Raw genomic sequence first — 17121 nt, 5'->3', positions numbered from 1 at the left:
TCGCCGCTTTTTCGACAAGGCTTGCGTCAGCGCAAGGCCGGCCATGCCGCCCGCGCGGCGCGAAGCGCCGAAGTCAAGCTCAGAACGGCAGGTTCGCGTCCGGCTTCGCCGCCTTCAGTGCACGCCGGAAGTCGTCCTGGATTCGCGCGAGCGCCGCTTCGGTCGTCGCCTCGAAGCGCAGCACGACGACGGGCGTCGTGTTCGACGAGCGCGCGAGGCCGAAGCCGTCCGGATACTCGACGCGCAGGCCGTCGATCGTCACGACCTCGTCGGCGCCGTCGAACTTCGCGTCGGCGCGCAGCTTGTCGATCAGCTTCACGTTCTCGCCTTCCTCGAGCTTCAGTTGCAGCTCGGGCGTCGACACCGCGTTCGGCAGGCCGTTCAGGAGCGCGCTAGGATCCGCGACGCGCGCGAGGATCTCGAGCAGGCGCGCGCCGGTGTAGAGGCCGTCGTCGAAGCCGTACCAGCGATCCTTGAAGAACACGTGGCCGCTCATCTCGCCCGCGAGCGGCGCGCCCGTTTCGCGCAGCTTCGCCTTCACGAGCGAGTGGCCCGTCTTCCACATCAGCGGCTCGCCGCCCTTCTCGCGCACCCAGTGCGCGAGATTGCGCGTGCACTTCACGTCGTAGATGATCTGCGCGCCCGGGTTGCGCGACAGCACTTCCTCGGCGAACAGCATCAGCTGGCGATCCGGATAGATGATCTGGCCGTCCTTCGTGACGACGCCGAGACGATCGCCGTCGCCGTCGAACGCGAAACCGATCTCGGCATCGGTTTCCTTCAGCTTCGCGATCACGTCCTGCAGGTTCTCCGGGTGCGCCGGATCCGGGTGGTGGTTCGGGAAGTCGCCGTCGATGTCGGTGAAGAGCTCGACGAGCTCGCAGCCGAGCGCCTTGAACAGGCGCGTCGCGAGCGGGCCCGCGACGCCGTTGCCCGCATCGACGACGAGCTTCAGCGGCCGCGCGAGCTCGATGTCGCCGACGATGCGCTCGACGTATTGATCGGCGACGTCGTATTGCTCATACGAGCCGCTGCCGGTCTCGAAGCGCGCGTCGACGATGCGCCGGTAGAGGGCCTGGATCTGGTCGCCGTAGATCGCGGCGCCGCGCAGCACCATCTTGAAGCCGTTGTAATCCGGCGGATTGTGGCTGCCCGTGACGACGATGCACGAGTCGATCCGGCGCTCGCCGTTCGCGAGCGCGAGCGGCACGCTTGCCGCGAAATAGCCGACGGGCGTCGGCACCATGCCGACGTCGACGACGTCGACACCCGATGCGCGCAGCCCTTCCGCGAGCGCGCCGACGAGCTCGGGGCCCGACAGGCGACCGTCGCGCGCGACGACGACCGCATCGCCGCCCTGCGCGCGCACCTCGCTGCCGAACGCGCGGCCGATCGCGTGCGCGACGCCGGCGTCGAGCGTCTTGCCGATCACGCCCCGAATATCGTATGCCTTGAAGATGGATTGGGAGATCATCGATTCACTCTCTGTGTCGTCCATAAAAATTTTGGCCGCCTCAACGCGAATGTGTAAAAAATCATCGCCCGAACCGACCGGCGCGGGGCAACGCATGGCACTGCCGATGCCGGAAGCGAATCCGATCCAACTTATAATCGCTGGTTTCAGCTACGCCGATCGCGCCCATTTTAATGCCTGAATGCTTCATCGCAGCAAAACCGCTCCCGCGGACGGCCGGCCCGGTCATCTCGCGCACGTTTTCCCGCTGCGCGCCATGCTGAAATCCAGGCTTTCGAATCCCGACGTCGCGAAGGCCGTCGCGAACCTCGCGTGGCTCGGCGTCGAACGCGTCACGCAGATCGGCGTCGCGATCGTCGTGAGCGGCCTCCTCGCCCGCTACTTCGGCCCTGAAGCGTTCGGCAAATGGCAATACGCGAACACGCTCCTCCTCGTCCTCGCACCGCTCACGTGGGTCTGCGGCGCGGAGATCCTCGTGCCGACGATCGTCCAGCGCGCGGGCGCGCAACTGGGCGCCGTGCTCGGCAGCGCGTTCGCGCTGCGCTTCGCCGTGTCGGTCGCGGCGCTCGCGCTCACATGGGCGGCGATCGCCGCGGGCGCGTTCGATCCGCTCGTCGGCGCGATGCTGGCCGGGCTCGCGGTCACGCTCGTGCTGCGCGAGCCGTTCGTCGGCATAGTCAACGCGTGGCTGCAGAGCATGACGTACAGCAAGCCGCAGTTGCTCGCGAGCATCGCGTCCGCGCTCGCGAAGATGGCGCTCGTGTGGCTCCTCGTACGCGCGGGCACCGCGCCCGCGCGCTTCGGCTGGCTGTGGGCGCTCGAAGCCGCGGCGATCGCGGCCGCGCTGATCTGGTATTACCGCAGCCGCAACGGCGGTGCGCTCGGCTGGCACGTCGAGCGGCCGCTCGTGCGCGAGTTCGCGACGACGGGCACCGTATTCTGGCTCGGCCTCGTCTGCATGTACCTGTTCCTGAAGCTCGACCGGCTGATGCTCGAGCGCTACGTGTCGTTCGCCGAGCTCGGCCGCTACGCGGCCGCGCAGCAGCTGAACGAGAACTGGATCACGCTCGCGCTGATGCTCGCGCAGACGATCGCGCCCGCGTTCGTCTACCGCGTGCAGGACGCGCTGCAGCTGCGCCGCAACGTGTGGCGCCTCATCGGCATGACGGCCGCGCTGATGATCGCGGGCGCGCTCGTGCTCGACCTGCTCGCGGGCTTCATCATCCGCAAGGTGTTCGGCCCCGGCTTCGAGACGTCGGTCGACGTGTTCCGCTGGGCGGTGTGGCTGTCGGTGCCGGCCGGCATCGAGGCGATCGGCAATCTCGTCGTGCTCAAGTATCAGGCGAAGTTCGTACTGCTCGCGAAATGGTCGATGGCGCTCGCGCTCGCCGCGCTCGTCAACCTGATCGCGATTCCCGCGCTCGGCCTCTACGGCGCGCTCGCGGGCCTCGCCGCCGGCTATCTCGCCGCCTCGTCGATCAATTTCTATTACATCCGCCTGAAGCTGCGCCCATGACGCCCTCTCTCGCCACGCCCGGCGCCGCCCGCCCGCTCGACGACGTCGCCGTGCTGATTCCCGCGTACAACGCGCACGACGATCTGCTGCGCACGCTGATGTCGTTTCGCGAAGACGCGCCCGTGCACGTGCTCGTCGTCGACGACGGCAGCGCGCCGCCGATCGCCGCGCCCGAACTGCCGGGCCTCGCGATCGACGTGCTGCGGATGCCGCGAAACGGCGGGATCGAGCGCGCGCTCGCGGCCGGCATCGACGCGCTCGCCGCGCGCGGCTTCCGCTTTGCTGCGCGCATCGACGCGGGCGACCTCGCCGCGCCCGGCCGGCTCGCGAAGCAGCGCGCGTATTTCGATGCGCATCCGGACGTCGCGGGCCTCGGCACGTGGACGCAGGTTGTGTCGCGCGACGGCCGCCCGCTCTTCATGCTGACGCCCGCCGCCGATCCGGCGACGCTGCGCCGCACGCGCTTCTTCCGCTCGCCGTTCGTCCATCCGTCGATGATGCTCGACGTCGCGGCGGTCAAGGCGGTCGGCAATTACCGGATCAAATATCGCGCGGCGGAAGATCTCGATCTTTTTTTACGGTTAATGGAACGCTACGATTGCGCGAATTTGCCGGAGCTCGGTTTGTATTACGAATTGAACGAAGGCGGCATCAGCGCGACGAAGCGGCGCAGGCAGATCGCGTCGACGCTCGCGCTGGCGCTCCATTACTTCAATCCGCTCAATCCTTACGATTGGCTCGGCGTCGCGAAAAATCTGCTTCATTTTGTAATGCCCTACTCGACGCTGCAGCGCGCGAAGCGCCTGCTGTTCGCGCCGCGCGGCGCGGCGTGACGCACCGCGCCCCGTCATTTTTGCCCGAGCGTCCGATTATTTTTTTCAGCCCGACATGAGTTCCGCTTCCGCCCCGCGCATCGTCCTCGTCTGCAATACTGCGTGGGCGATCTATACGTACCGGCACGGCCTGATCCGCATGCTGATCGCGCGCGGCGCGCAGGTGACGGTGCTCGCGCCTCGCGACCGCACGGTCGAGCCGCTCGTGCGGATGGGCTGCCGCTACGCGGCGCTGCCCGTCGCATCGAAGGGCACGAGCCCGCGCGAAGACCTGCGCACGCTCGCCGCGCTCTATCGGCACTATCGGGAGATCAAGCCCGATCTCGTGTTCCATTACACGATCAAGCCGAACATCTACGGCTCGATCGCCGCGTGGCTCGCGCGCGCGCCGTCGATCGCGGTGACGACGGGCCTCGGCTACGTGTTCATCCAGAAGAGCCGCGCCGCGCAGGTCGCCAAGACGCTGTACCGCTTCGCGTTCCGCTTCCCGCGCGAAGTCTGGTTCCTGAACCGCGACGACCTCGACACGTTCACGCGCGCGCAGCTCCTCGCGCATCCGGAGCGCGCGCGCCTGCTGCACGGCGAAGGCGTCGACCTCGAGCAGTTCGCGCTCGCGCCGCTGCCCGAGCGCGACACGTTCACGTTCGTGCTGATCGGCCGCCTGCTGTGGGACAAGGGCGTGCGCGAGTACGTCGACGCGGCGCGCGCGCTGCGCACGCGCTACCCGCACGCGCGCTTCGCGCTGCTCGGCCCCGTCGGCGTCGACAACCCGAGCGCGATTCCGCAAGCCGATGTCGACGCGTGGGTGCACGAAGGCGTGATCGACTATCTCGGCGAAGCGCACGACGTGCGGCCGCACATCGCCGATGCCGACTGCGTCGTGCTGCCGTCGTATCGCGAAGGCGTGCCGCGCACGCTGATGGAGGCGTCCGCGATGGGCCGCCCGATCGTCGCGACCGACGTGCCGGGCTGCCGCGACGTCGTCGCCGACGGCGTCACGGGCCTCCTGTGCGCGGCGCGCGACAGCGCGAGCCTCGCCGCGCAGCTCGCGCGGATGCTCGACATGAGCGCGGCCGAGCGCCGCGCGATGGGCGAGCGCGGCAGGCAGAAGGTCGCCGAGGAATTCGACGAAGCGAAGGTCGTCGAACGGTATCATCAGACCATTTCCGCCCTGACGGGCGTCACACTTTGACGGAGCAATCAGCAATGAGCACGAAGGGCACGATCCTCGTCACCGGCGGCGCAGGCTATATCGGTTCGCACACCGCCGTCGAGCTGCTCGAGCACGGCTACGACGTCGTGATCGCCGACAACCTCGTCAACAGCAAGGCCGAGTCCGTGCGGCGCATCGAGCAGATCACGGGCAGGCAGCCCGCGTTCCACCAGGTCGACGTGTGCGACGAAGCCGCGCTCGCGAAGGTGTTCGATGCGCACCCGATCACCGGCACGATCCACTTCGCGGCGCTCAAGGCCGTCGGCGAATCGGTCGCGAAGCCGCTCGAGTACTACCAGAACAACCTCGGCGGCCTGCTCGCCGTGCTCAAGGTCATGCGCGAGCGCAACGTCAAGCAGTTCGTGTTCAGCTCGTCGGCGACCGTGTACGGCGTGCCCGAGCGCTCGCCGATCGACGAGACGTTCCCGCTGTCGGCGACCAACCCGTACGGCCAGACGAAGCTGATGGCCGAGCAGATCCTGCGCGACGTCGAAATCGCCGATCCGGCCTGGCGCGTCGCGACGCTGCGCTACTTCAACCCGGTCGGCGCGCACGAGAGCGGCCTCATCGGCGAAGACCCGGCCGGCATCCCGAACAACCTGATGCCGTACGTCGCGCAGGTCGCGGTCGGCAAGCTCGAGAAGCTGCGCGTGTTCGGCAGCGACTACCCGACGCCCGACGGCACCGGCGTGCGCGACTACATCCACGTCGTCGACCTCGCGCGCGGTCACATCGCGGCCCTCGACGCGCTCGAGCGGCGCGACGCGAGCCTCACCGTCAACCTCGGCACGGGTCGCGGCTACAGCGTGCTCGAAGTCGTGCGCGCGTTCGAGGAGGCGTCCGGGCGGCCGGTGCCGTACGAGCTCGTCGCGCGGCGCCCGGGCGACGTCGCCGAGTGCTACGCGAACCCCGCCGCCGCGGCCGAGACCATCGGCTGGAAAGCCGAATACGACCTCGATCGGATGTGCGCGGACCACTGGCGCTGGCAGGAAAACAACCCGCGCGGTTTTGTATAATCCGCTGTCCAATTTCCGGGCACCTCCATGCTCAGCTTCGCCGTCGGCTTCATCGTCTCGCTTCTCGTCACGCTGCTCATCGTCCGCTATGCGCACCTGCACGAGAAATTCTCGATCGACAACGATCTTGCCGGCGTGCAGAAATTCCATGCGCGGCCGGTGCCCCGCGTGGGCGGCATCGGCATCCTGATCGGGCTCGTGGTCGCGACGGCGCTGCTGTCGCGCAAGTATCCGGCCATCGCGGGCAGCATCCTCGGGCTCGCCGCGTGCGGGCTGCCCGCATTCGCGTCCGGCCTGATCGAGGATCTGACGAAGAAGGTCACGCCCGCCGTGCGGCTCGTCTGCACGATGGCGGCCGCGGCGCTCGCGTTCGCGCTGATGGGCATCGCGATCACGCGCATCAGCGTGCCGCCCCTCGATTTCCTGCTCGGCTACGCGGCGATCTCGGCCGCGGTCACGGTGCTCGCCGTCGCCGCGCTCGCGAACGCGGTCAACATCATCGACGGCTTCAACGGCCTCGCGTCGATGGTCGCGTTCATGATGTTCGCGTCGCTCGCGTACGTCGCGTTCCAGGTCGGCGATCCCGTCGTGATGTCCGGCTCGATCGTGATGATGGGCGCGATCATGGGCTTCTTCATCTGGAATTTCCCGGCGGGCCTCATCTTCCTCGGCGACGGCGGCGCGTACTTCATCGGCTTCATGCTCGCCGAGCTCGCGATTTCGCTCGTGATGCGGCATCGCGAAGTATCGGCGTGGTATCCGGTGCTGCTCTTCATGTATCCGATCTTCGAGACCTGCTTCTCGATCTACCGGAAGAAGTTCGTCCGCGGCATGTCGCCCGGCATTCCGGACGGCGTGCACCTGCACATGCTCGTCTACAAGCGGCTGATGCGCTGGGCGGTCGGCGCGCGCACTGCGCACGAGCTGACGCGCCGGAACTCGCTGACGTCGCCGTATCTGTGGCTGCTCTGCCTCGTCGCGGTGATTCCCGCGACGCTCTTCTGGCAGCACACGATCCACCTGTTCGCGTTCGTGATCGTGTTCGCGCTCACGTACGTGTGGCTCTACGTGAGCATCGTCAGGTTCAAGTCGCCGAGATGGATGGTGATTCGCAAGCAGCAGCCGAAGCGGTGAAGCGGGAGCGGCAATGGAAAAAGCGCGAGTCGATCTTCGACTCGCGCTTTTTTCATGGGACATCGTTCGTGGCGTGCGCCCGAACGCTTCGACCTGCCGGGCTTGCCGTTCGGCCGGCTCGGACAGCGGACATTCGGGCAGACTCGCCGTCCTTTCCGCCGGACTGCCCGCCGCCGTCTTGTCACCACCGCGTCACGCCTCGCGGCCGATGCCGGCGACGAGCCCGTTGCCGGCCGGCACGCTCTGCAGCGTCGGGCCGACGGCCGGCTGATACTCGGGCACCCAGCGCCGCAGATCGCGCCGCACTTCGTCGTCGCTCAGCACGCGGTGCTGCATCAGCCACGGCAGCAACTCGTCGAGCAGATGATCCGGCACCTCGCGCGCCCGCGCGGTGCGCAGCTTCGGATGCGGCGTGCGGGTCGTCGTCTCGTCGTCGGCGAGCAGCTCTTCGTAGAGCTTCTCGCCCGGACGCAGCCCGCTGAACTCGATGCGGATCTGATCCTCGGTGAAGCCGTAGAGCCGGATCAGGTCGCGCGCGAGATCGACGATTTTCACCGGCTCGCCCATGTCGAGGATGAAGATCTCGCCGCCCTGCCCCATGCTCGACGCCTGCAGCACGAGCTGCGACGCCTCGGGGATCGTCATGAAGAACCGCGTGATCTCGGGGTGCGTGACCGTCACCGGGCCGCCCTTCGCGATCTGCTGCTGGAACTTCGGGATCACGCTGCCCGCGCTGCCGAGCACGTTGCCGAAGCGCACCGTCTCGAACTGCGTGCGCACGCTCGTCTGCTGCAGCGCCTGACAGGCCATCTCGGCGAGGCGCTTGCTCGCGCCCATCACGTTCGTCGGATTCACGGCCTTGTCGGTCGAGATCAGCACGAAATGCTTGACGTCGTGGCGGATCGCCGCGCGCGCGACTCGATAGGTGCCGAGCACGTTGTTGCGCAGCGCCTGCCACGCGTTGAGTTCCTCCATCAGCGGCACGTGCTTGTATGCGGCCGCATGGAACACGATGTGCGGCGCGTAGCGCGACATCACCTGATCGAGCAGCAGCGAATCCTTCGCATCGCCGATGATCGGCACGACGGGAAGATCGGGGAAGCGCTCGCGCAGCTCTTCCGTCAAGCGATACATCGCGTATTCGGACAGGTCGAACGCGATCAGCTGCGCGGGCACGAACTTCAGGATCTGACGGCACAGCTCCGAGCCGATCGAGCCGCCCGCGCCCGTCACCATCACGACGCGGCCGCGCAGCAGCGCTTCGACGTGCGGCGTGTCGATCGTGACGGCCTCGCGGCCGAGCAGGTCTTCGAGGTCGATCTGGCGAATCTGGGACAGGATGCCCTGGCCGGGCATCAGCGCGGTCAGGGACGGCAGCACCATCGCCTTGACGCCGGCGCGCACGCAGAGGGTGGCAAGGCGGCGCTGCGTCTCGACCGGCGCAGACGGAATCGCGATGATCACATGCTCGACCTTGAGCGCCTCCGTCCAGTGCGCGATCTTGCTGATCGGGCCGAGCACCTTGTAGCCGTAGATCTCGCGGCCTTGTTTCGCGACGTCGTCGTCGAGAAGACCGACGAGGCGCCACTCGCCCGAGCGCGACAGCTCGCGGGCGAGGCCCGCGCCCGCGCCACCCGCGCCAAGCACGAGCACGGGCTTGCCCTGGCCGACGAGACCGCCATACAAATAGAACTCCTTGCTCGCGCGATAGACCGCGCGCGCCCCGCCCATCACAAGGAAAAGCAGCATCGGCGAAAGCAGCAGGACCGAGCGCGGGATGATCGGCAGCGGCTGGAACATGACCGCGCCGATCATCACAAGAAGGGCGCCGACGACGACCGCCTTCGCGATGCGCACGAGATCCGGCAGACTCGCGAACACCCACAGGCCGCGATAAAGGCCGAACACGCGGAACATCACGCCGTAGATAGGGAGAACCCAGCAGAGTGCCATCCACGCACTCTTGAGAAAGTCCGTCGGCACTTCCCCGTTGAACCGGACAACATACGCAGCGAGCCACGCGGCCGCAGCGGCCACCAGGTCGAAGAGAAAAGCACTGAACGATAGCCAAGACGCCTTGGATCGCAACATCGGCGGCAAACCTCGAAATTATTTTCTATTTTCCGTCAGCGGCTAGAAAGCTTCGCCAGCGCAGATCGATGACGGCACCCAAGCCCGCTAACACTCCATACCACGCCGCAAGAATCAGCCACTGCTGCCAAGTGGGCAGGCCCAGTGCCCATAGCGCCAGCATTATGCCTGCAAGCATCACGGCGTACCAAAAGATCGCAGTGCGCGCGTGCCCCATGCCGGAGCGCACCATCCGTTGATAGTAATGCTCGCGGTGCGCTTGCCAGAATCTTTCCCCACGTAACAAACGTCTCAATAATGTTACAGATGCATCCGCAATAAAGGGAGAGAACACCATTGCAGAAAACCAGAGTGGCCAAACGCCGCCACGCCAGCCCCAATAGCCAAGGGCGCCCGCCAGAAAACCGAGCGGAACCGAGCCGGCGTCGCCCAAAAACAACTTGGCCGGGTAGAAGTTGAAAAACAGGAAACCGAGCGCAGCGCCGGCGACGGCGGCTCCGGACACCACCAGCGCGGACGAGGGGTGCTCACCGATTAGCGCCGCTGCTGCATAGGCGCCGAAGCCGAACAACGCCATGCCGCCCGCGAGACCGTCGGCACCGTCCATGAAGTTATAAAGATTAATGAGCCACAGCATCAGGAAGCCGACGCCTGCGACAAGCCACAACGGATAAGCCACCGGGTACGCAATCAGGAGCGCGGCCACCGCCATGAGATGTACGGCGAAGCGCACGCGCGCAGGCAGACCGCGACGATCGTCGATCCGGGACACTGCCGCGAGCGCCGCTGCGGCCAGCGCGACGAGCCAGAGCGACGGTGCCCGCCAGAGCAGTGCGGCGACGCACACGGGCACGATTCCCCATCCGCCGATGCGCGGCGTCGGACGCGTGTGCAGCGAACGGTGATTGGGCACGTCGGTCGCGAGACGCCACGCGAGGCCCGTGGCGAGCAGCAGCGACAGGATGAGCGCACACGCGGCCGCGGCGGCTACCGCCGTCCAGCCCGCCTCACTCCATGAATAAACAGCGGCTTGCATGACGACTACTCTCGGTGATGTCGGGAGCGATACCAGGCCGCCGTCGCGGCGAGCCCCTCACGAGTAGTGTAAGGAGGCCGCCAGCCCAGGACTTGGTGAAATCTCACCGTATCGAGCTGCAGGCTGCCAGTCAGGCGATTCACTTGCGGAGCGCATCCCGTCAGTCGCCCAGCCGCTTGTAACAACATGTCGGGCACAGGAACGAGGCGCGCGGGCCGGCCGAGCACCTCCCCCACCATCCGGAGCAGCCCGGAAACCGATTGCGCATCGTCGTCGGCGACATGAAAAATGCCATGCGCCGCCCTCGAATCGGCCGCGCAACGCAGCAGCGCATCGGCGAGATTGTCGACGTAGAGCACGCTGCGGCGCGCCGAGACGGCGCCGAGCGGCAGCGGCAGGCGCCACCACACCGCATCCATCATTCGCAGGAAGTTCGCGCGCACGTCCGGCCCATACACGAGCGGCGGCCGGATGATCACGGCATCGAGACCGCTCGCCCCAGCAAGCTCGGCAAGCGCGCGTTCCGCTTTCAACTTCGAGCGTCCGTACGCGTCCTCGGGATACGGCGTCGCATCCTCGGCGAGCGACACGCCTTCGTCCCGTTCCGCAATCGCCTTGACGCTGCTCACGAACACAATACGCGGCACCCCGTGCCGACGGGCAGCGTCAGCAACGCGCAGAGTGCCGTCGACATTGGTCGCATCAAACGCGGCCTGCGGATCGGCCACCTCCTCGCGCATTACATGCACGCGGGCGGCGAGGTGAACGATGCAGTCCGCCTCGAGGCCAGCCGGCCACGCGACGGCGAGACCATCGAAATCCGGCGCGTCGTGCACCCACTCGCGAACGCCCTCGATGCTCCCTCCCGGACGACGCACGAGCCCCGTGACCGCGTGGCCGTGGGCGAGCGCGAGTCTGCATAGTGCGCGGCCGACGAACCCGTTCGCGCCGGTGATGACGAGACGGCTCAACACACCCTCCAGCCGAAGCGATTGAAGAACTTGAACGCCGACGCGCCAAACATGCGGATATGGGCGACCCCCTTGCGGGACGCGCCGCCACCATAATGGATCACACGAACCGATGGCACGTAGACGACCCGAGCGATCTCGTGCGTGCGCAGACTGAGATCGTAATCCTCGAAGTAAAGGAAGTAGCGCGGGTCGAAACCATGGAGGCGCGTGAGCACATCCGTGCGAAAAAGCATGAAGCAACCGCTGACGATAGGTGGATCCCAGAAAACATCCCGCGCGTTGATCCCGTCCCGGAGTTCGTATCGGGCGAGGCGCCGCGCGAAGAGCCGCCGCACGGCCGCAGGCACGAAACCGCGCACGAAGAGATCGGCCAGGGACGGATAGCGGCGGCACAGGTACTGCTGCCCGCCTTCGTCGTCGCCGATCCAGGGCGTCACGAGACCAGCTTCCGGATGAGTGTCGAGGAACGCAAGCCCGGTCGATAGCGCGGCCCGGTCGAGGTCGACGTCGGGATTTAAGATCAGGTGGAATCGGCTGACCGCCCGCCCGATCGCGAGATTGTGGCCTCTACCGTAACCGACGTTGCCCTGGCCGGACACGATCTCGCAAGCTATGCCCCGTGCGCGGAGCGACTCGACGGCTTCGGGCACGGCGCCTAATCCGCCATTGTCGATCAAGTACAGCGAGATCTTCAGATCAGGGCGTGCAGTGCGCAACGCGTCGCAGGCAACGCCGAGACTGGCAAGCGTGTGCTCGAGTTGCGCGCGATTGGGCCGGTAGACGACGATCGAAACGGACAGCCCGTCGGCGGAAGGTGATAATGCAGTGTCGAGAGGCATCAAGGATACGGCTGTGATCGAATGGACGGCAATCTTCGTCGACGTGTTTGCGGCGACGACACGCAAGTTTGCTCAAATTTGCCTCTTCGGGCAACTTGACGTTGCGACCCCATGAATATATCGAACATGCTCGGCGAGCATCGGCGCCCAACGCTCGACAACGGAGTTCCCTGCCCAGGATGTTAGAATCCGTTGGATGCCGCCGGCATGACACGCCAGTCTTGCCACCGGCAAACGCCTACCGCGGCGATCGACCCGGAGCGCCTCCTCCTGCGAGCGCGCGTTCCGATCCATGTAGCGGTGCACTGAAACCTTGATTCACGATCTAACCGAATAGCACATGACTGTTGCAATCATTACCGGCATTACAGGTCAGGACGGGGCTTACCTCGCGCAGCTTCTCCTCGAGAAAGGCTATACCGTGTACGGCACCTATCGGCGTACCAGTTCGGTGAATTTCTGGCGAATCGAGGAAATCGGCATCGCCGGCCATCCCAATCTTCATCTGGTCGAATATGATTTGACGGACCTTGGGTCCAGCATTCGTCTACTCCAAACCACGCAAGCGACAGAAATCTACAACCTCGCAGCGCAGAGTTTCGTCGGCGTGTCGTTTGACCAACCCACCACGACCGCGCAGATCACCGGTCTCGGAGCGCTGAACCTGCTCGAAGCCATTCGAATCGTCAATCCGGAGATTCGCTTCTATCAGGCCAGCACTTCAGAAATGTTCGGAAAGGTCCAGGCCGTTCCCCAAATAGAAAGTACCCCTTTCTATCCGCGCAGCCCGTACGGCGTCGCCAAGCTTTACGCGCACTGGATGACGGTCAACTACCGCGAGAGCTACAACATCTTCGGATGCAGCGGCATTCTTTTCAATCATGAATCGCCGCTGCGTGGTAGAGAGTTCGTCACGCGCAAGATCACGGATAGTCTCGCAAAAATTCGCTTGGGCAAACTGGATGTACTGGAACTCGGGAATCTGGACGCCAAGCGCGACTGGGGATATGCGAAGGAGTACGTCGAAGGAATGTGGCGCATGCTTCAGGCCGTACGCCCCGACACCTACGTGCTCGCCACGAATCGCACCGAGACCGTTCGCGACTTCGTTTCGATGGCTGCGCAAGCGGCCGGATTCGAACTTGCATGGGAAGGCGGCGGCGAACAGGAAGTCGGTATCGATGCCCGATCCGGCAAGACTATTGTCAAGATCAGCCCGAAGTTTTATCGCCCCGCGGAAGTCGATTTGCTGATCGGCGACCCGGCCAAGGCACAAAAGGAACTCGGCTGGACCCCCAAAACAACGCTCGAGCAACTGTGTCAGATGATGGTCGAGGCGGATATCCGCCGAAACAAGGCCGGCTTCTCGTTTTAACGCATGGCAAAAGTCTTCGTAACGGGACTGGATGGCTTTACCGGTCGCTACTTGGCGAAAGAGTTGACCCAATCCGGTCATGACGTCTGCGGCATCGTTCGCTCAGGACAAACGAATATTCCGGGGCGAGCGCATGTATGCGATCTTCTCGATCGCGAAGGTTTGACGCAAGTACTGTTGTCGGAAAAACCCGACGCGGTCGCGCACCTCGCCGCAATTGCGTTTGTGCAACACGGCAATGCAGGGGACATCTACCAGACCAACGTCGTCGGCACCCGCAATCTGCTCGATGCGCTGGAGCGCTCAGAATGCCGGCCTCGATCGGTGCTGCTCGCGAGCAGCGCAAACGTATACGGCAATTGCGATCGGGAAATAATCGACGAACATGCCCCTCCGGCCCCGGCCAACGACTATGCTATCAGCAAGTATGCAATGGAGTTGGTTGCCCGGATGTGGGAGAACAAACTCCCTATCGTCATTGCAAGACCGTTCAATTACACCGGTGTTGGCCAAGACAAGCGATTCCTTCTCCCCAAGATCGTTTCCCATTTCCGGGACAAAGCACGGCGCATCGAACTCGGTAATCTGCACGTCGTGCGTGACTTCTCCGATGTTCGCACCGTCGTGTCCGTGTATCGCCGCTTGATCGAAAATGATTTTGCCGGGCGAACATTCAATGTCTGTTCGGGAGTTGGATATTCGCTACAAGATGTTCTTGCAATGATGCGCGAACTGACCGGTCACGATCCGGAGATATGTGTGAATCCACAATTCGTACGTGCGCACGAGATTCATAAACTGATCGGAAATTGTCGAGAACTTGCGAGTGGAATCGGCGCTGTTAATTCTATTCCCCTGCGAGATACGTTGGCATGGATGCTGACCGAGCCTAACCAGTAATTTGACAGATCAGCGCGAACGTACCGATCATGGAACGCCTCGAGGAGGCCTGACGGCGAATACCTCGACGCCGGGCAACCCGTCTGGCGAACAGACATTGTCAGAATGTATCGAGGCGGATAGCGGTCCTCAGCGAAATTCAACCGACAATCACTATCGTCGATCACGCGACGCGAAGGCGTCGCTGTAATGACCCAGTGAAAACCTGCTCACGTCATAATGGATGGAAAGACGATGAGCACGAAGATGGACGAAGACATCAAGGGATGGACGGCGAAGCGCAAGAGCGCGCTGGTGCTGGACATCATTCAGGGCAAGACGACGGTCGCCGAGGCGAGCCGGGCCTACGACTTGTCGCCCTCTGAGGTTGAGAACTGGGTTGACGATGGCAAGCGCGGCATGGAAAACGCGCTACGAGCAAATCCGCAGGACGTGAAAGAGCAGTACGAGCGGCAGATCAAGGAACTGCAGGAAGCATACGGCGAAGCGATGCTGGAGTTACGTGCGCGAAAAAAATTGCAGTCCCTGCTGGGCGAGGACGAGAAGTGATCGAGACGATCCGCCAGGGACTCAAAGACGAAGGCATCGCCGTCTCGATTTCAAAGCTGTGCCGCTGGTTCGAGGTGCCGCGTCGCACGATGTATTACCGGCCGGTCAAGTCCGAACCGAAGGTGCAAGCCCGGTTTGCCGAGCCGATCAAGGCGCTGATTGAGGAGTCGCCGTCGTTCGGGTATCGGACGGTCGCGCATTTGCTTGGGTTCAACAAGAACACGGTGCAGCGGATCTTCCGATTGATGGGCTGGCAGGTTCGCAAACGGCCAGTTGGCTTTCGGCCGCGTGTTCAAGCCATGCCGTCGGTTGCGACTGCGCCGAACGAACGCTGGTCGACCGATATGTGCCGCGTTTGGGCTGGTCGTGATGGGTGGGCGACGCTGGCGCTGGTGATCGACTGCCATACGCGGGAGTTGCTAGGCTGGCATCTGTCACGTAGCGGTAAGGCCAGCACAGCCTCGAGCGCGTTGGAGCATGCTTTGATCGCCCGGTTCGGCACACTCGGGCGTGTGCCGAAGCCGTTCCTGCTGAGAAGCGACAACGGGCTAGTCTTCACAAGCCGCGACTACACGGCTCTGGTACGCAGTTACGGTCTGCGGCAGGAGTTCATCACGCCGCACTGCCCGCAACAGAACGGAATGGTCGAGCGCGTCATCCGCACGCTCAAAGAGCAATGCGTACACCGACACCGCTTCGAGACGCTGCAGCATGCCAGCCGCGCCATTGCCGACTGGATCCAGTTTTACAACCATCGACGGCCTCATCAGGCGCTGAAGATGAAAACGCCGGCTGAGGCATTCGCGTTAGCCGCTTAACCTGAGCAGGTTCCGCTGGGTCATTACATCGCGACCGAGCCCTCTCCCTTTCACACAAAGAAAAACCGACCTAAGACCGACCTTGCTCCACCCGATGATGCGATTCTCGCGCGAAACGAAAAGGGGACCTCATTCATCAGTCGACTTATATAGCGCCCACCAAATCGATAATTCCCTTTCTGAAATGAGGCAAGGAATAACGTCTTACGTCCTCACGGGCTCGCGTCGCCAGCATTTCCATATCTCGATGGCCGAACATCGCCATTAATGTTTCTGTACGAGCGATCAGTTCATCCGCGTTACGGAAATAATATCCATTGATTCCGTCATCGACTATTTCACGCTGCCCGCCCTGAGGCATCACCACCGGCACGCATGCGGCGGCCATAGCTTCACATGTGGTCATGCCGAAGTGCTCCATTCGCTCTGGATACGATTCCGCGTCCTCTCCCCATCCGGATCCATGCCAGAAAATGCTCGCTTTTGTGTACTCTTGCTTCAAAGCATCTGCGGAGATATTGCCGAGGATTTTCACAGGATAGCCTTTCGCCAGACCGTTTACTTCCTGAAAATACTTAATATCATCAGGCGTATTCAGGTTGACACTACCCGCCAAATGATATTCCCAACCGTCCGGAACACGTCCGAGGTCACACATCGCACGGAAAGCGCGCAAGAGTTCAAGATGCTTCTTATTATGTCCGTCTTTTCCACCGTGAAAGAAACGGCCAACGCTCAGAATTACGCGTGACTTGCCTACGATCTCTATGTCCGCGTAACGTTCGATGTCGATGGGCGGCGACAGCACTTCCCCTTTGCATCCCCAGCGGCGATCAAGCCAGTCCGTCGTGAATTGAGAAATCGAAATTTTGATTTGGTAGCTTGAGATAAATTCATTGCTCCCACGCTGAAGCCTCCCGCACGCTCTCGAAGCCAACCTTGCTCCCGCCTCTCCCAACAGCCAGCGCGACTGCCCCATCGCACTGAGCAAAGACGTCAACGCTTTGCGCCTTGGTCCCATCGGACGAGGCGACAATTGATGCGGAAAGAAAACCACGTACATGGACTTCTTCGCCTGAGAAACCATGGAAGAGCAATAGGTCGAGTTAATAAACAGGTCGTAATCAGCCGACCTAGGCGCCAACTGGGCACAGGAATCCCCTGGCCATTCAACCCAGCGAACCCTCGACAAATCCAAGTTCATGCGCGCCTGAAATTCCTTCAGATCGACTTTCGTGGTATGGATCAGATCGACTTCATGCCCTTCACTTAATATTTGAGCAATGGTTCCAGTGTATTTCTCACCGCCGCCCATCGTGCTCCAATATCTGTTGTAAATCCCAATTTTCATTA

General features: G+C 63.5%; 16 protein-coding genes. 10 read left to right on the top strand and 6 right to left on the bottom strand.

All coding sequences use genetic code 11. From position 1 onward, the window contains the following. Nucleotides 1-79: 79 nt before the first annotated feature. Complete coding sequence (locus BG90_RS11940; RefSeq protein ID WP_081469822.1) at nucleotides 80-1498, bottom strand: phosphomannomutase/phosphoglucomutase; 1419 nt, start codon at nucleotides 1496-1498, stop codon at nucleotides 80-82. On the opposite strand from BG90_RS11940, the gene BG90_RS36425 reads away from it, so the two are divergent. The 6 genes from BG90_RS36425 to BG90_RS11915 are packed head-to-tail and all read left to right on the top strand — an operon-like array spanning nucleotide 1458 to nucleotide 7186. Further along, entirely contained in the window at nucleotides 1458-1655 is a 198-nt protein-coding gene (locus BG90_RS36425; protein WP_162486565.1) for a hypothetical protein, read from the top strand. The two genes, BG90_RS11940 and BG90_RS36425, sit on opposite strands and share 41 nt — an antisense overlap. Beyond that, complete coding sequence (locus BG90_RS11935; RefSeq protein ID WP_010116707.1) at nucleotides 1656-2990, top strand: lipopolysaccharide biosynthesis protein; 1335 nt, start codon at nucleotides 1656-1658, stop codon at nucleotides 2988-2990. Continuing rightward, a complete protein-coding gene (locus BG90_RS11930; RefSeq protein ID WP_010116709.1) occupies nucleotides 2987-3823 on the top strand; it encodes a glycosyltransferase in 837 nt (278 codons plus the stop codon). Before BG90_RS11935 ends, BG90_RS11930 begins: the two co-directional genes overlap by 4 nt. 55 nt (nucleotides 3824-3878) lie before the next feature. Beyond that, nucleotides 3879-5015: a glycosyltransferase family 4 protein gene (locus BG90_RS11925; protein ID WP_010105867.1), complete on the top strand. Its 1137-nt coding sequence runs from the start codon at nucleotides 3879-3881 to the stop codon at nucleotides 5013-5015. A 14-nt stretch (nucleotides 5016-5029) separates the two neighbouring features. Further along, complete coding sequence (gene galE, locus BG90_RS11920) at nucleotides 5030-6052, top strand: UDP-glucose 4-epimerase GalE (protein WP_025989958.1); 1023 nt, start codon at nucleotides 5030-5032, stop codon at nucleotides 6050-6052. Nucleotides 6053-6079: 27 nt separating this feature from the next. Then, nucleotides 6080-7186 carry an MraY family glycosyltransferase gene (locus tag BG90_RS11915; protein ID WP_010116712.1) on the top strand — a complete coding sequence of 369 codons (1107 nt, stop codon included), beginning with the start codon at nucleotides 6080-6082 and terminating at the stop codon, nucleotides 7184-7186. A gap of 192 nt (nucleotides 7187-7378) precedes the next feature. On the opposite strand, the gene BG90_RS11910 is transcribed toward BG90_RS11915, so the two are convergent. Genes BG90_RS11910 through BG90_RS11895 form a run of 4 tightly spaced genes read right to left on the bottom strand, consistent with a single transcriptional unit; the run spans nucleotide 7379 to nucleotide 12126 of the window. Beyond that, nucleotides 7379-9277, bottom strand: coding sequence for a polysaccharide biosynthesis protein (locus BG90_RS11910; RefSeq protein ID WP_025989959.1), 1899 nt, complete (start codon nucleotides 9275-9277; stop codon nucleotides 7379-7381). Between the two features lie 25 nt (nucleotides 9278-9302). After that, the gene (locus tag BG90_RS11905) at nucleotides 9303-10313 is read right to left on the bottom strand and encodes an MraY family glycosyltransferase (protein ID WP_010116714.1); all 1011 of its coding nucleotides are present in this window, start codon (nucleotides 10311-10313) and stop codon (nucleotides 9303-9305) included. A 5-nt stretch (nucleotides 10314-10318) separates the two neighbouring features. Next, nucleotides 10319-11284: an NAD-dependent epimerase/dehydratase family protein gene (locus BG90_RS11900; protein ID WP_010116715.1), complete on the bottom strand. Its 966-nt coding sequence runs from the start codon at nucleotides 11282-11284 to the stop codon at nucleotides 10319-10321. Continuing rightward, nucleotides 11281-12126: a glycosyltransferase family 2 protein gene (locus BG90_RS11895; RefSeq protein ID WP_010116717.1), complete on the bottom strand. Its 846-nt coding sequence runs from the start codon at nucleotides 12124-12126 to the stop codon at nucleotides 11281-11283. Before BG90_RS11895 ends, BG90_RS11900 begins: the two co-directional genes overlap by 4 nt. 340 nt (nucleotides 12127-12466) lie before the next feature. Here BG90_RS11895 and gmd point away from each other — a divergent pair, with 340 nt between their 5' ends. The 4 genes from gmd to BG90_RS11880 all read left to right on the top strand — a co-directional run bounded on the left by gmd (nucleotide 12467) and on the right by BG90_RS11880 (nucleotide 15768). Then, nucleotides 12467-13501 (top strand): GDP-mannose 4,6-dehydratase, encoded by a 1035-nt coding sequence (gene gmd, locus BG90_RS11890; RefSeq protein WP_010116719.1) that lies wholly within the window; start codon nucleotides 12467-12469, stop codon nucleotides 13499-13501. Between the two features lie 3 nt (nucleotides 13502-13504). Then, entirely contained in the window at nucleotides 13505-14401 is an 897-nt protein-coding gene (locus BG90_RS32580) for an NAD-dependent epimerase/dehydratase family protein (RefSeq protein WP_010116721.1), read from the top strand. A gap of 234 nt (nucleotides 14402-14635) precedes the next feature. Continuing rightward, the gene (locus BG90_RS11885; protein WP_045568071.1) at nucleotides 14636-14950 is read left to right on the top strand and encodes a DUF1153 domain-containing protein; all 315 of its coding nucleotides are present in this window, start codon (nucleotides 14636-14638) and stop codon (nucleotides 14948-14950) included. Next, complete coding sequence (locus BG90_RS11880) at nucleotides 14947-15768, top strand: IS3 family transposase (protein WP_045568139.1); 822 nt, start codon at nucleotides 14947-14949, stop codon at nucleotides 15766-15768. Before BG90_RS11885 ends, BG90_RS11880 begins: the two co-directional genes overlap by 4 nt. A gap of 145 nt (nucleotides 15769-15913) precedes the next feature. Here the strand turns inward: BG90_RS11880 and BG90_RS32575 are convergent, their stop codons facing one another. Next, the gene (locus tag BG90_RS32575) at nucleotides 15914-17119 is read right to left on the bottom strand and encodes a glycosyltransferase family 4 protein (RefSeq protein WP_081469823.1); all 1206 of its coding nucleotides are present in this window, start codon (nucleotides 17117-17119) and stop codon (nucleotides 15914-15916) included. Nucleotides 17120-17121: the final 2 nt, after the last annotated feature.

Source organism: Burkholderia oklahomensis C6786, from assembly GCF_000959365.1.
Lineage (GTDB): Bacteria > Pseudomonadota > Gammaproteobacteria > Burkholderiales > Burkholderiaceae > Burkholderia > Burkholderia oklahomensis.
Note: the sequence above shows the minus strand (reverse complement) of the source record. Positions and strands in the feature narration are given on the sequence as shown.

Excerpts from the sequence above, each read along its gene's own strand:
- BG90_RS11905 (WP_010116714.1), bottom strand. The coding sequence starts at position 10,313 with ATGCAAGCCGCTGTTTATTCATGGAGTGAGGCGGGCTGGACGGCGGTA.
- BG90_RS11895 (WP_010116717.1), bottom strand. The coding sequence starts at position 12,126 with ATGCCTCTCGACACTGCATTATCACCTTCCGCCGACGGGCTGTCCGTT.
- BG90_RS11910 (WP_025989959.1), bottom strand. The coding sequence starts at position 9,277 with ATGTTGCGATCCAAGGCGTCTTGGCTATCGTTCAGTGCTTTTCTCTTC.
- gmd (WP_010116719.1), top strand. The coding sequence starts at position 12,467 with ATGACTGTTGCAATCATTACCGGCATTACAGGTCAGGACGGGGCTTAC.
- BG90_RS11935 (WP_010116707.1), top strand. The coding sequence starts at position 1,656 with ATGCTTCATCGCAGCAAAACCGCTCCCGCGGACGGCCGGCCCGGTCAT.
- BG90_RS11940 (WP_081469822.1), bottom strand. The coding sequence starts at position 1,498 with ATGGACGACACAGAGAGTGAATCGATGATCTCCCAATCCATCTTCAAG.
- BG90_RS36425 (WP_162486565.1), top strand. The coding sequence starts at position 1,458 with ATGGATTGGGAGATCATCGATTCACTCTCTGTGTCGTCCATAAAAATT.
- BG90_RS11915 (WP_010116712.1), top strand. The coding sequence starts at position 6,080 with ATGCTCAGCTTCGCCGTCGGCTTCATCGTCTCGCTTCTCGTCACGCTG.
- BG90_RS11885 (WP_045568071.1), top strand. The coding sequence starts at position 14,636 with ATGAGCACGAAGATGGACGAAGACATCAAGGGATGGACGGCGAAGCGC.
- BG90_RS32575 (WP_081469823.1), bottom strand. The coding sequence starts at position 17,119 with ATGAAAATTGGGATTTACAACAGATATTGGAGCACGATGGGCGGCGGT.
- BG90_RS11930 (WP_010116709.1), top strand. The coding sequence starts at position 2,987 with ATGACGCCCTCTCTCGCCACGCCCGGCGCCGCCCGCCCGCTCGACGAC.
- BG90_RS32580 (WP_010116721.1), top strand. The coding sequence starts at position 13,505 with ATGGCAAAAGTCTTCGTAACGGGACTGGATGGCTTTACCGGTCGCTAC.
- galE (WP_025989958.1), top strand. The coding sequence starts at position 5,030 with ATGAGCACGAAGGGCACGATCCTCGTCACCGGCGGCGCAGGCTATATC.
- BG90_RS11925 (WP_010105867.1), top strand. The coding sequence starts at position 3,879 with ATGAGTTCCGCTTCCGCCCCGCGCATCGTCCTCGTCTGCAATACTGCG.